The organism is Epilithonimonas caeni DSM 17710 (genome assembly GCF_000426465.1).
Classification (GTDB): Bacteria; Bacteroidota; Bacteroidia; order Flavobacteriales; family Weeksellaceae; genus Epilithonimonas; species Epilithonimonas caeni.
The window spans coordinates 24,994-39,198 of the sequence record NZ_AUFK01000014.1; the positions used below are offsets into that span (position 1 = coordinate 24,994).

Genomic DNA, 14,205 nt, shown 5'->3' on the forward strand with positions numbered 1-14,205 from the left:
ATTTTTATGATTCATGAAATATGATTTTTGAGTAAATTCTTATATAATACTTGAATATTTTCACACAATTGTTCTTGTGTAAAAGCTATATCAGCTCTTTTCTTTGCTTCAATTATTTTACTTTTGACTGCATCTGTATTTTTAGATGAACCCATAAAAGCCATACAATCTATAAGTTCTTCTTCGGTACTGTATAACAAACCATAGGTGTCATTTTGTAGAATCTCTAAAGTACCCTCTGATGCCTTTCCAATTACAGGACAACCTACCAGCATAGCTTCGGCTGTTATTCTTCCGAAGGCTTCGTGATGAGAGGCAACTATACATGCTTTGGCTTTTTTTAATAATTCCAAAACATCGGATCGGTATCCCAACAGTTTTATTCTTTTCTCAAGTCCAGCATCCTTTATTATATCTTTAATCTTTTTAGTATTTTCATCATTCCCTGTACCACAGATAACAAGTTCTATATCCTTGTTTATTTTTGAAAAACTAATAAAAGCAGACAATACATCATAGACCCCTTTTTTGGGCAGTAATGATGCTGCAAAAATAAAATAATTCTCTTTATCCAAATTGATCTCATCTAAAGATCGAGGCATTACGCCATTGTAAATGACTGATGCATTTTTTAACTCAAAATATTTTTGAATGGACTCGGAAACACAAATTATTTTTTCACTACGTTTAAGAAGTTTTATAAAATATTTTCTACCAAACAAAATATTAAGATTATAATCTTTTGTTTGAAATTCTCTAATATGCCACAAGTGTGGGATCTTTAAAAACTTTGCTGCAAAGAAGCCAATTCTAATAACCCCTGAATTTGAGTGAATCACGTCAAATTTGTGTATCTTATGAAGTCTACTAATAAGTTTTATAGTTTTGAAAAAAGAAAAATAATGCCTCATTAATCTAATTGGAAGCATTATAAAATCCTTTAGAGAGTCCAAACTATATACGTCCCAGAAATAACGGCTCGTATAATATTGTATATCTCGCTTCTCAAGTTCGTTTATTATATTTCCTTTGTATGGTAGCAAAACAACAAAATTGATATCTTGTTGCAAACCATCAATAATATTAACCATTGACTTAGGAGCTCCATAAGCTACTGCATCGTGTGAAATAAAGAGAACGTTCATTATTATTCTATAATTTAACCAATGCACCCATCTCTTCAAGACAAGCTTTAGTGTAGAAATCCATATACCCTCCTGACGACGTGAAGGTCATTTCTCCAAAATAGGCTTTACCACCTACTTCATAAAAATCCAATCTGACTTGTGGGATGTCTTTAACCAAGACTCTACATGCCTCGATCATTCTATTTAATGATTCTGGTTTAGGAATATTAGCTTCGCACTTTCTATAATGATCTACAAATACTGATTTCTCTGTATAAACATTCCAGTCCATATCGTGTAATGCAACATAAGTTTCGGCTGCAATCTTCCGATTACTACAAGTCCATACATAATGTGGTTCTCCATTAAAACACCAAATTTTATAATCTATAAGTGATGTTGAAACATCACTTTTATCATTTATTAATAGTTCTTCAGCAATGATAAGTGGTTTGATAGAAAAATAATGTGGTTCTGCAGTCATAATACCAAATTTAAACTTCAACCATTTTTGAAGTTTAATTCTTACTTCCTTCTCATTGATCAAACTTTTATCTTTTACTATAAGGACAGTTCCCGACCCATTATTAGTTTTAAAAACAAAGGACTTTGGAAGTTTAGAAAAATCGATATCATCCGCTGAGGACCATACGCCATACAACTTTACCAACAAATCACCAAAACCTGCTTTTTCGATATATTGCCTCACTGCATATTTATCTGAAAGCAAGCTCCATTTTGTTGTATCTGAATTAAACTTTAACCAGTTGATCTTCTCATTCAAATCTTTTGGGTTATCCCAGTTTATATCTCTCTTACAGTAATCATAGTGGAGAATTGATGCTAATTTTTTCGGATTATGAAGACCTAGATATCGTAACCACTGCTTGTATATTTCTCTTTTTATGAGAACTAAAGGGTAAAAGATTACTCTTAACACATTTTTAATCTCGGTATTATTCATTTTTTATGGTCTTATATTCTTTATTGAATACTTTATCAACTTAGCCTAAATCTGTTTGTGTGTTTTTTGACAAAAGTCTATTTCTTAATTATTTTTAACATCTTTTTTTCTGACTCATTCATTCCCCACAAATACATTACAACCCAATATAAAAAGGCATAAGCACATATTTTTAAAATCAGAAGACTTATATTAGAAGATGAATATGAATTTAAAATCCAACTTACTATGAAGATTGAAACTACTAAAATTATAATTTTATGAGATACTTGTTTAAAAAAAACAAACATATTTAATCCTAGTCCTTTATGATAAAAAATAAGCATTACTATTTGAGCCAAAATCCATCCTAAACTTACTCCCATCATCATCCCAATTTCTTTATACTCTTTAGATAAGTAATAACCTAAAATTAATCCTAAAGGAAAAAAAATAAAATAAACCGTTACTTTGAAACGAACTTTATTATAGGCTTCTACCAATGAATTTACAAAGCTTAAAATTAAAGGTATGGTATAAGATAACATAAATATAACAGCAATAGTATAAGAAGATTTATAATTTTTACCAACCCATAACATTATAAACTCTCTTCCAAATAATATAAAACCTGTAAGGATAAAAAGCAAGATAAGTAAGGATATTCGTCCTAAACGTATCATAGTATTTAGAATCTCACTTTTAGTGTTATTTATACTCATTTGAGTAGCACGAGGTAAAAACACGCTAGATATTGCACCCGAAAAAGCACCATAATAGCTACCAAGCATAACACCAACTGCATAATATGCCACCGTTTTTGTATCGGTTACTGTTCCTAAAATGACCTGTCCCGCATTCCATATAAATTGGCTTGTTATTGCCAATAAAAATATCCAAATAGAATAATTAAAGATAATTTTAATACTTTTTTTATTGATCTCTTCAAACGCAAATTTTATACGTAATTTTTTTATTACGAATAATATTGTAATAGTAATAAAAATAATATTTAGAATTGTATCAGTAATTACAATAGAAATGGCTTTCCCGCCAAGAGATAGTATAACTACAATTATAATTGCTCTAGAAATATATTTAATAATCGAAACCATTCTAGGCCAGACAAAATTTTCATATGCATTACAAATAGCAGTAAACGCACCCCCAGGTAAAGTTATAGCCATATTAAAAATAAGAATCTGGAACATTACCTTAGCTTTATCTGTCTCCTCAACAGATAGCGATTTCGAAAAAAAACTGTCTAGATTAAGATAAAATAAAACACCGATAAATACTATTAATAAGCTAATAGCAATATAAACTAAAAAGATTGTCCCTAAAAAATTCTGCTCTCCAGCTCGATCACCCTCTGCTCTATATTTTGAAATGAATCTAATAATTGTATTATTTAGCCCCAAATCCATTAAAGATAAATAAGCTATTAACGATCCTATTAGAACATATAATCCATATTCTGAGTCTCCAAGAGAACGAATAATAAATGGAGTTAATACTAATCCTATAAGATTAGTTAATCCAATATTGACATAAGAAAGAATCGCACCTTTTTTTAATTGACTCATAGTATTTTTCAGAAAAATTATAATCTGAACAAACGTTGATAGAAACTTTTCCTATTGGAATCATTATAATATCCATAGCCATATTTATATCCATATCTAGAATATTCTGGCTTAACATTATTAAGTACAAATACCATATTTTTAATTGAGCTGTCTTTTTTCAAATTAGAAGCAAACGTTAACATTTCTTTCTCAGTAAATTCTGATTTTACAGTATATACCACGACGTCTGCAACATCAACCAAATGTAAAGAATCACTTACCAACATAACAGGCGCTGAGTCCAAAACGATGTAATCATAGATTTTTTTAAGTTCATCTATCATATCATCAAATTTTTTCATATCCAGCAAATCATTAGGATTAGGTGCCTTCGAGCCACTAAAAATAACATCCAAACTCTCCGACAAGCCTGATTCTACGATATATTTTTGAATAGGGATATTGTCTGATACCAAATAATTCGTTAAGCCTTCTCGAGCCTCTGTCATATAGCGATGTAGCTGAGGATTTCTGATATCTGCGCCTATCAATATGACCTTCCCACTTCCCGCCAGACTAAGTGCTGCATTAGTAGATATTGTGGTTTTGCCTTCTCCTTTTACAGAAGATGTGACCAATACAACCCCACCTTTCTGGATAGATTTTGTCCTTAAAATGAATTTAAGATTGGAAGTAAGTATTCGAAAAGATTCTGCAAAAATTGTAAAATCATTTTTCTCAATCAAGGGTTTTGCAATCTCACTATGAGGTACTTCAGAAATCAAAGGTATATTAGCCACTAATGTTTCTATATCATCTTTTGAACGAACCTTGTTGTCCAAAACATTGACGATGAAAATAATTAACAATGGCAAAATCAACCCTAAAGATACAGCACCGATTTTCACCTGTGTATAATTAGGTGTTACAATACCTACTGTATAAGCCGGGTTTACCAATTTTGTTTTAGGAGTGGTAACTGCAAGTGTAATTGCATTCTCCTCTCTTTTTTGAAGAAGATAAAGATAAAGAGATTCTTTAAGATTACGTTGTCTTTCTATATTTCTAAATACACGTTCTTGTGTGGGGAATTTTAAAATAGAGCCTTTGTCTTCGCCAATCTCCATATTAGTTTTCCCAATGTTTTTCTGAGCCTGTCCTCTTGCTTCTTGTATGCTATTTCTAATAAGATAACTCAGTTCTGCGAGATCTTTATCGAAAGCCTTAATCGACGGATTATCATTTGTAGCTTGATTAAGAGTTCTTTTTTTCAGTAAAAGCTTTTCATTATACTGGTGGAGCAATGCTTCTGTAGTTTCCGGCATTCCTAACCCAGTCGGGAAGAGTTGATCTTTTCCAGAGGAAGCCATATCATAAATAGAATTAAGAATCTGTAATTTAGATGACTCGTTGTATATATTCTCAACGTTTCCAGTTAATCTATTAACTGCTATTCCTGCCTGAACATCAAGATCTGTTAGTTTGTTGGCTTTTTTGAAGTTTTCTTTATCCAACTCTATTTTTCCAAGATCACCAGAAATAAGGTCCAATCTGGCATCAATGAACTCAGCTGTATTTTGAGCTTCTGCATTTTTATCATTTACACCATCTAGATTGTACTGGTTGGTGAGCTCATTCAAAATATCTTCAGATTTGCTCGGCGCCTCTCCTATAAGCGAAATATCCATCAACAAACCTTTTGGAAGTTGTACTGTAATGCTTTTTTCCAATTGCATTTCAGCTATTTTATCACTTCTAAAAACAACTAAGTTCCTATAAGGCAAATATCCTTTAAAATTTCTCTTGATAACAACGCTTCCCCAAGGCAACTTTACTATCTCGCCATATTTAAAGGTGTCTTTACTATTAAGCAAAGGCCCTTCCGAAAATTTGAACGAGTTGTTATTTACTGGCTCAATAAAATAAGTCGCTTCTTGAAAATCCTTATCTGCAAATATAATTTTACCAAAATAAGGTGACATTTTGTAAAGTTCTATCTCTCTTATCTTTCCTTTTGCATAGAAACTAACACTAAGGTCAAGATTTTTGACCACTTTTTGAATGATTGGCTTGGATATAATCACCGCCGCCTCTCCTTGTAATTCCTCATCTCCGCTGATACCCATCCCTAGGTTTTTAAGGTCTGATAGTGCTCCTTTATCAGCATCGGATTCTTGAAAAAGTAATGTTGTTTTAGAAAGATATTGTGGTTGTGTATATTTTAAATAAAGAAACGCTGCAGTATAAAACAATACCATACTTAATAATATCCAAGGCCAATATTTAAGAAATTTAAAAATCTCCTTCTTAAAATTGATTTTTTTCTGGTGGCCAATGTTGGGGTCTAATAATTCCATTAAAAATGTTATCTTGTAAATCTGACTAATAAAGCCGCAATACTGACAGCCACTGTTATCAGCTGCCAAAATAAAGTTCTGTTAGGGTTAGTATTGTTGGCAGCAATCTGCTTGTTTCTATCAGGCTCTACATAGACAATATCATTCTGCTGAAGATAATAATATGGAGAATTAACAATGCTTGCATCTGAAAAGTCTAAAGTGACAACAGAATCTTTTTTCGATTCTTCTGAATAGCGAAGCAGCTTCACTTTTGTTCGGTCTGCTGCATCTGTCATATCTCCTGCAAGAGCCAGCGCCTGAAATAGATTAATTCTTTCTGTATTTGACGTCTTTGTTCCCGGCATTTTAACCTCTCCCAAAACACTGATATTGAGATTCACTAGACGGATATCCACTATTGGGTCGGTTAAGTAAACTTTCAATCGTTGTTCTAAATCTTCCTTTAATTGTTGTTTTGTCATTCCTTGACAATAGACCTTTCCTAAAACAGGAAATGTAATGAAGCCTTCAGTAGAAACCATATATCTGCTTCCACTATTATTTATAACAGCAGAACTACTTTCGGCCGTATTATTTGTAGAAGATATAGTGTTAAGATTAAAAGGTTTTACAGCAATTTCATCAAAAGCAGAGACAACAATCTCCAAAACATCTCCTTCTTTGATTTTTAGTCCCGTATATCTAGCTTGGTTAGTTTCTTGCTCGAAATTATGATTACTCATATAAACCATATTTTCTTTCGGCTTGCAAGAAAAAGTAAAAATGAATATGAGTATTATAAGGATTGGTCTTTTCATTTTATAAGGCTGCAACTAATGAGTTGCAGGATTATCATATATTAATTTAGCTTATAATTTCTAGTTAGTCTCTCCAATATAGTAGCTAAGACCTATTGCTAAAAATCTATTATATGAGGAATATTCCTTATATTCTGGATATACTTTTGAAAGTCCTCTGTCGAATCTTATAAATACATCCCATTTATTATCCACTTTTACACCAACTTTTGCAGAAACCCCATAACCAAAACTATCTGCCTTTTGCCCTAGGCCAAATTTTGCAGGATCATATCCCGCAGCCATCGCCCTGTTTACAGCATCTCCTTCTTCAATCTTTTCTGACACAAGAAATTCGAATTTTGGTCCAACCATAAAATATATATCTCCTTTATAACCATGATTCTTCATGAAATACTTTAGGTAGATAGGTACAGCAATATAAGTATTATTATATTTTTGACGATTATTATCATCTTCGTTCCATGAAGCGCGTTCTCCAATAGTATAAACTTCCAATTGAGGTGTCAGATACAACCAAGCAGAGTCATAGATATCATTAGGAACTATAGAAAAATCTGCAAAAACACCAACACTGCCACCAAAATTAGCTTTTGATGCATTATGAATACCTGCAATAGAACCTCTATGCAAACTTCCTGTTACACCATACTTTATAAATTGAGCGTTAATAGAGCCAAACACCAATAAGGAATATATAACAATTAGCTTTCTCATGAATTTTATTTGTTCGAATTTGGGACGAAATTAAGAATTTTTTATTTATTTTTATGAAATATTTTTAATTGTTGTTAATATTTCAATATTAATTTAATTTAACGTTGATTTTCACTCATTCTGTAAAATCTCGCAAATCAAGTCATACTCAAAGCCTTTGGACAATAAGTACTTTATCGTTTTGTTCTTTCTCTGATATTCTTTCGCCTCTTTTTGTTTGGAAAAATAATCTTGATAGATCTTATTTAAAGCTTTTTCATAATCATTATCATCGATTTCGTCCATACATTTGGAAATCAATTTATCCGCAATTCCTTTTTGCTTAAGATTGAGTCTGATCTTATTCCTTCCCCAGTGTTTGATATAGAACTTTCCCCGGATATAACTTCTGGTAAAACGCTCTTCATTAAGATAATTTTCCTTCATTAAATAAAGAAAAATCTCATCCTTAGCTTCCGGTATCAAAAGAAACTCTCTCATTTTCTGTTCCACTTCAGAATGACATCTGTCCTGATAAACACAATAGTTTACTAGCTTCAGTTTAATTTCATCGAAAGTCAATGATTTTTTTTCCATAAAAAAAGAATGAGCAAAGATGCTCATTCTTTTTTAAAATTCAGAATTGTTTTTTTAATAATTGAAAAGCTCATGACCTTCCATCAATTCATTTACTTTCGTTCTAACAGAAGATAAAACCTCTTCGTTCTTGATATTATCAACCACTTCAGAAATCAAACCAGCAATTGTTGCCATATCGTTTTCTTTAAGACCCCTTGTCGTGATTGCTGCAGTTCCAAGACGAATCCCAGAAGTTGTAAATGGCGATTTGTCATCAAAAGGAACCATGTTTTTGTTACAGGTAATATCTGCTTTTACCAAAGCTTTCTCGGTTTCTTTTCCGTTTACATTCTTATTTCTAAGGTCGATCAGCATTAAGTGATTATCCGTTCCTCCGCTCACGATTTCGAAGCCTAAGTCTACCATCGATTTTGCTAAAGCCTGAGCATTCGCCTTTACTTGTTTTGCATAAACTTCGAATTTAGGGTCAATGGCCTCTGCAAATGCAACTGCTTTCGCACCAATCACGTGTTCCAATGGGCCTCCCTGGATTCCTGGAAAAACAGCACCATCCAATACAGCACTCATTAATTTAGTTTCGCCTTTCGGCGTTTTATGTCCGTAAGTATTTTCGAAATCCTTGCCCATCATAATCATTCCACCTCTTGGGCCTCTCAACGTTTTGTGAGTCGTCGTCGTCACAACGTGGCAATGTTCGAATGGATTATTTAAAAGGCTTTTTGCAACCAAACCAGCTGGATGTGCAATATCCGCCCAGAGCGTTGCTCCAATCTCATCCGCAACTTCTCTGAATTTAGCATAGTCCAAATCCCTGGAATAAGCAGAAAATCCCGCGATCAGCATCTTTGGTTTTTCTCTGAGTGCCACTTCTCTCATTTGGTCATAATCTATAAGACCTGTTTCTTTTTGAACACCATAAGAACAAACCTGATATTGAATGCCTGAGAAATTAACCGCCGAACCGTGTGTGAGATGCCCCCCCATAGATAAATCCATCCCCATCACTTTATCGCCAGGTTTAAGAACAGAAAGATAGATTGCAGCATTCGCCTGAGAACCAGAATGTGGCTGAACATTCACATAATCTACACCAAACAATTCTTTTGCTCTGTCGATCGCCAGTTGCTCTACTTCATCTACAACTTCACATCCGCCGTAATATCTACGTCCGGGATAACCTTCCGCATATTTATTGGTCAGCACACTTCCCATTGCTTTCATCACGTTTTCGGAAACAAAATTTTCCGAAGCGATCAGTTCAATGCCATGTGTTTGTCTTTGTCTTTCTTTTTCAATTAGTTCGAAAATCGGGTCTTGCATTTCTTAGATTTATTTTTCCCAAAAGTAAGAAATTCTAAAGAAATTTTCATACCTTTCATTGATTAACCTTATTCAAAATGAAATCAAAGAAAAAGTATAAAAAAGAACTTCTAAAATCTCTGAAATATATGGAAGCCGCAGAAAGTGCCTCCCTGAGAGTAATGACCAACCTGATGCTTCTTAAGGAAATGAAAGAGAATAATATCAAGTTCAAAAAAGGTGATGTATTTTCTTTCGAGGATGATATCTTCGACTATAGTGATGATAAGAACGTCCGTATTTTGGCCAAACTCCGAAAAAAAATGATGAAAGCAATGAATAAGCTAGTTGAAAACAATAAGTTCAAAGATAAGGAACTTAAGTTTCTGGCTTAAATATATTATATTGACTTAAATAAAAATTCCCTTTTCAGAAAGGGAATTTAATTTTCAAAACAAAGTCGGTTGCTCAGAAGCCATTGTGGGAATATGGATATCTGTCCCGAATTCTTTATTCACATTCTCAATAAAATAAGCTGATAATAACGGCGATGCTTTTTCAACATTCTGATGAACGAAAAAATAAAGATTCTGCAGCCCTTCTTTTTTCCAGATCTTGATTCTTTCCAGCCAGTCGTCCAGTCTTGCATAATCGCTTTCTGCATTGGCTCCAACATAACGTATAAAAGCATGAGGCGTTGTAAGCCGCATGTGAAGCATGTCACGTCGCCCGGCTGTATCTACAATGATGTTGGTGATTTGATTCATTTCAAATAATTCACAAACGGTATTGAATACTTCTTCGTCGGTGAACCATTCCGTATTTCTCAATTCAATTGCTAACGGAACTTCTTTTGGCCAATCCTGTACAAATTTTTCCAATCGTTCATAATCTTTCGGTTTGAAATTATCGTGAAGCTGAAGAAAAACCATTCCCAATTTCTCGTCAAAATTAAGAACGGCCGAAGCAAATTGTGTAACGACATCGGTAACATTCAACAATCTGCGGAAGTGTGAAACGGTGTTAGTAATCTTCGGAAAGAATTTGAAATCCTTTGGTGTCTTTTCTTTCCACGTCTGAACTTGTTCTGCTGTCGGCATACCGTAGAAAGTCGCGTTCAACTCAATCGAATTAAGTTGAGTAGCATAGTATGTTAACTCGTCTTTTGTTCCTTTCGGATAAAAACCTTTGAGATCGGTCTTGTTCCACTTTGCGCAACCGATGGAGATATTATTCAAACCTTTTTTATTCTTCTCGAGAATGAATTTGGTTTGAGGATGGTCTTTTGGCAAAGTAAAATCGATTTTCGACGGGTCAGCAACTTGTCCGAATTTCATTAGAATTAAAATTTAAAGTTCGAGGCTTAAAGTTAAGTAAAGTTTGATGATTTTAAACGCAAAGTCCGCAAAGATTTTTTTGATTAACAGAATGCTTTTAAGTTCGCAAAGCCGTAAACTTAGCAAAGAAACTCAAACAAAAAACCACCTCGTTTTTACAACAAGATGGTTTTTAATTATCAATTGTTAATTTTTAATTATTGTCTACGCTTCACAAGCCGAACAAGTCACAAAGTTGACCATCAATTCTTTGGAAACCGAAGAACTTCTTTGGTAATACAATGTTTTCACGCCTTTTTTCCAAGCCTCTATCATTACGTAATTTACGTCTTTTACTGGCATTGTGGAAGGAATTTGCAAGTTAAGCGATTGTGCCTGGTCAATATATTGCTGTCTCTGAGCAGCCTGAGAAACAATCTCCATCGGGGAGATCTCTCTGAACGTTTTAAATACCGCTTTTTCTTCGGCTGACAACCCTTCAAGATGCTGAACAGAACCATGGTTCAACATAATCGTTCTCCATGTTTCTTCGTTGTCAAGACCTTTTTCGTCTAACAATTTAGCAAGATATTTGTTCTTACGCATAAAGTTTCCTTTTGCCAGACCCGCTTTGTAATAGTTGGAAGCGAAGGGCTCGATTCCAGGAGAAGTTTGTCCTAAAATCGCAGAACTTGAAGTGGTTGGTGCGATTGCCATCGTTGTTGTATTTCTTAGCCCATAACCTTTCAGCATATCTGGTTCACCATAGATGTTTGCCAACTCTTTGGAAGCAATCTCAGACTGTTCTTTGATGTGACGGAAAGCTCTTGCATTGAACTGGGTTGCTTCAAAACTCTCAAACGGAATCATATTTTTCTGAAGATAAGAGTGGTATCCTAAAACGCCTAAACCTAAAGCTCTGTGGCGCATTGCAAAGTTTCTTGCTGAAGTCAGGTAATAGTTCCCTTCAGTTTTTTCAATGAATTCTGATAAAACTGCGTCTAGGAAATAGATTGCCAATTTCACAGCGTTTGTATCTTTCCACTCATCATACAATTCAAGGTTCATAGAAGATAGACAGCAGATGAAAGATTCGTTAGCCGTTGAAGGCAACATGATCTCTGAACAAAGATTACTTGCGTTCACCATCAATCCGGCATCTTTATAAACCTGAGGTTTGTTTCTGTTCACGTTATCTGTGAAGAAAATATATGGCAAACCTTTTTGTTGACGGCTTTCCAAGACTCTTGCCCAGATTTTTCTCTTCTCAACATCGCCATCGATCATATCCTGCATCCAGTAATCCGGAACGCAAACACCTGTGAACAAGTTTTGAATGGGACTTCCGATATCTTTGATGCTCAAGAACTCTTCAATATCTCCGTGGTCGATGTCAAGATAAGCCGCAAAAGCACCTCGTCTCACACCACCCTGGGAAACAACATCCATCGCTGTATCGTACAATTTCATAAAAGAAACTGCTCCGGAAGACTTTCCGTTATCTGTAACCGCTGTTCCTCTATTTCTCAATTCCCCGAAATATCCGGAAGTTCCTCCACCGATTTTCGTCTGCATAATCACTTCACCCAATTTGTGGGTAATGCCTTCGATATTATCCGGAATATGAACGTTGAAACAAGATATCGGCAAACCGCGCTGTGTTCCCATATTAGCCCACACCGGAGAAGAAAAACTGATCCAGCCTTTTACAATCATCTCTTTGAAAGCCGGTTGCAGTTCCGGTTTGTAAAGACGTTTTGCTGCTGCAGTTGTAATCCTGTCGATTGCGCCTTCTACAGTTTCCCCTTTCAGAAGGTAACCTCTGTTAAGCATTTGCTCAGACTCTTCATTGAGCCACCAGATATCTATGTTTTCGTCCATCATAACTTTAATATTTTGCTTGCTAATTTTCCTTTTAAATTTACGGAATTAGTTCAAGAGTATCTTCTTACTCCTTTCCAATTCTCCTACTTTTACTTTGTTGATGTGTGTAAAGGTCACATCATTATTAATCTCTTCAAACTGCTTTGCTTTTTTGATGCAATAGTCAATTTTGTAGGCTACGGACATACACACCCTATGTCCTTTCGTCAAACCCATTCCCATATAAATGTATTCTCCGGGATGGAAATTGTCTGACTGGTTGTGTTCAATTTCTGAAATAATCTCTGAGTTCATATTGATTTAAATTTAGCTGATGACTAACATTTAAATAAAACCAAAGCGACTCAGACTAATATTTGGCTTTATCACATAAAAAAGAAAACTCCAAGAATCTGTAAACTATTTCTTAAAATTTTCTTTTTTCTTAAAGTGATATTCACTTTATAATTTCATTTGTCATTGCTTGGAATAACAATATATCTTCTTGTAAACCACCTCCTTCAGGGAAGGGTAATTTGATTACTTTTTTAAAACAAATCGTTCGCTGTGATAGACTTGTCGTGTTTTGTATAATCTACCGGACGTTTCGCAAAGAAATCATCCATAGAGTTGGCAAAAACTTCCTCCTCGAACCAAACCATCGGTTTGTAATCTTCCGGCGTTACGTTGTATCTGGTCTTCATCCCGATTTTCTTCAAAGAGTCATCTACTCTGTATTTCATAAAATCAAGAAGGTTCTTTTTTGAGAATTTCTCCAATTCACCTTGCTCGAAAATCCAATCCAAGATATGGCCTTCCATTTCAATCGACTCATCTACCAAATCATAAATCGCTTCGATATCAGCATCATTCAATAAATCCGGTTGTTCTTCACGAATCTTATTGATCAGATAAATCCCTCCGTTGGCATGGATCTGCTCATCAACAGAAGTCCAGGCAATGATATTGGAAACGTTTTTCATATAGCCTTTGAATCGCGTGAATGATAAGATGATCGCAAACTGACTGAAAAGTGAAACGTTCTCCACCAAAATGCTGAACAACAACAAAGCTGACATATAAGCCTTTGGATCGTTGGAATTAGCGTGTTGAAGCGCTTTTCCAAGATATTCTATCCTGTTTTTTACCGCCGGTATTTTAACAACTTCCAAGAACTCATCATTATATCCTAAAACTTCCAACAATCTGGAATAAGCTTCGGAATGACGGAATTCGCATTCTGCGAAAGTGGCGCCCAAACCGTTCAATTCTGGTTTTGGAAGGTGCTGATAAAGGTTTCCCCAGAATGTTTTTACATTCACTTCGATCTGTGCAATGGCCAACAAAGCATTCTTCACTGCATTTTTCTCATGAGGCTCCAACTGCGAATGAAAATCCTGAACATCTGCAGTGAAATCCACTTCAGAATGCACCCAAAAGGATTTGTTGATGGCTTCTACGAATTGTAGAACTTCCGGATACTCAAAAGGTTTATAGCTAACTCTCTTATCAAAAATTCCCATTATCAGCAGTTTTAATCAATTATTAAATTTATTTTGTAAAGAGGAAAAAGGTGTAATCTGCTATTTTTTAGTGTGTAACGGAATTACATTTTTTCTCCAAAGCGGTAACACAA

The 14,205-nt window shown here is 34.5% G+C and carries 13 protein-coding genes; 1 reads left to right on the forward strand and 12 read right to left on the reverse strand.

What is annotated here, in order from left to right; genetic code table 11:
* Positions 1 to 11 precede the first annotated feature (11 nt).
* The 8 genes from K319_RS0108270 to glyA all read right to left on the reverse strand — a co-directional run bounded on the left by K319_RS0108270 (position 12) and on the right by glyA (position 9,411).
* Positions 12 to 1,145 (reverse strand): glycosyltransferase, encoded by a 1,134-nt coding sequence (locus K319_RS0108270; RefSeq protein WP_027383238.1) that lies wholly within the window; start codon positions 1,143 to 1,145, stop codon positions 12 to 14.
* Between the two features lie 7 nt (positions 1,146 to 1,152).
* Positions 1,153 to 2,091: an ATP-grasp fold amidoligase family protein gene (locus K319_RS0108275; protein WP_027383239.1), complete on the reverse strand. Its 939-nt coding sequence runs from the start codon at positions 2,089 to 2,091 to the stop codon at positions 1,153 to 1,155.
* Between the two features lie 77 nt (positions 2,092 to 2,168).
* On the reverse strand, positions 2,169 to 3,656 hold the full coding sequence (locus tag K319_RS0108280) for a lipopolysaccharide biosynthesis protein (RefSeq protein ID WP_027383240.1): 1,488 nt from the start codon (positions 3,654 to 3,656) through the stop codon (positions 2,169 to 2,171).
* Positions 3,657 to 3,673: 17 nt separating this feature from the next.
* The gene (locus tag K319_RS0108285; protein WP_027383241.1) at positions 3,674 to 5,995 is read right to left on the reverse strand and encodes a GumC family protein; all 2,322 of its coding nucleotides are present in this window, start codon (positions 5,993 to 5,995) and stop codon (positions 3,674 to 3,676) included.
* A gap of 8 nt (positions 5,996 to 6,003) precedes the next feature.
* Positions 6,004 to 6,720, reverse strand: coding sequence for a polysaccharide biosynthesis/export family protein (locus tag K319_RS0108290; RefSeq protein WP_235696094.1), 717 nt, complete (start codon positions 6,718 to 6,720; stop codon positions 6,004 to 6,006).
* 135 nt (positions 6,721 to 6,855) lie between these two features.
* On the reverse strand, positions 6,856 to 7,512 hold the full coding sequence (locus K319_RS0108295) for an outer membrane beta-barrel protein (RefSeq protein WP_027383243.1): 657 nt from the start codon (positions 7,510 to 7,512) through the stop codon (positions 6,856 to 6,858).
* A 111-nt stretch (positions 7,513 to 7,623) separates the two neighbouring features.
* Positions 7,624 to 8,088: a regulatory protein RecX gene (locus K319_RS0108300; protein ID WP_027383244.1), complete on the reverse strand. Its 465-nt coding sequence runs from the start codon at positions 8,086 to 8,088 to the stop codon at positions 7,624 to 7,626.
* 54 nt (positions 8,089 to 8,142) lie between these two features.
* Positions 8,143 to 9,411, reverse strand: a complete 1,269-nt coding sequence (glyA, locus tag K319_RS0108305) for a serine hydroxymethyltransferase (protein WP_027383245.1) — start codon at positions 9,409 to 9,411, stop codon at positions 8,143 to 8,145.
* Positions 9,412 to 9,488: 77 nt separating this feature from the next.
* Between glyA and K319_RS0108310 the strand changes: the two genes are divergently transcribed.
* Complete coding sequence (locus K319_RS0108310) at positions 9,489 to 9,785, forward strand: hypothetical protein (RefSeq protein ID WP_027383246.1); 297 nt, start codon at positions 9,489 to 9,491, stop codon at positions 9,783 to 9,785.
* A 54-nt stretch (positions 9,786 to 9,839) separates the two neighbouring features.
* Here the strand turns inward: K319_RS0108310 and K319_RS0108315 are convergent, their stop codons facing one another.
* The 4 genes from K319_RS0108315 to K319_RS0108330 form a co-directional block, all read right to left on the reverse strand.
* Positions 9,840 to 10,727 (reverse strand): DUF72 domain-containing protein, encoded by an 888-nt coding sequence (locus K319_RS0108315; RefSeq protein WP_027383247.1) that lies wholly within the window; start codon positions 10,725 to 10,727, stop codon positions 9,840 to 9,842.
* A 204-nt stretch (positions 10,728 to 10,931) separates the two neighbouring features.
* Positions 10,932 to 12,614 carry a ribonucleoside-diphosphate reductase subunit alpha gene (locus K319_RS0108320; RefSeq protein ID WP_084403422.1) on the reverse strand — a complete coding sequence of 561 codons (1,683 nt, stop codon included), beginning with the start codon at positions 12,612 to 12,614 and terminating at the stop codon, positions 10,932 to 10,934.
* Positions 12,615 to 12,635: 21 nt separating this feature from the next.
* Positions 12,636 to 12,884 carry a hypothetical protein gene (locus K319_RS0108325; RefSeq protein WP_185092684.1) on the reverse strand — a complete coding sequence of 83 codons (249 nt, stop codon included), beginning with the start codon at positions 12,882 to 12,884 and terminating at the stop codon, positions 12,636 to 12,638.
* Positions 12,885 to 13,117: 233 nt separating this feature from the next.
* Complete coding sequence (locus K319_RS0108330; protein ID WP_027383250.1) at positions 13,118 to 14,092, reverse strand: ribonucleotide-diphosphate reductase subunit beta; 975 nt, start codon at positions 14,090 to 14,092, stop codon at positions 13,118 to 13,120.
* Positions 14,093 to 14,205: the final 113 nt, after the last annotated feature.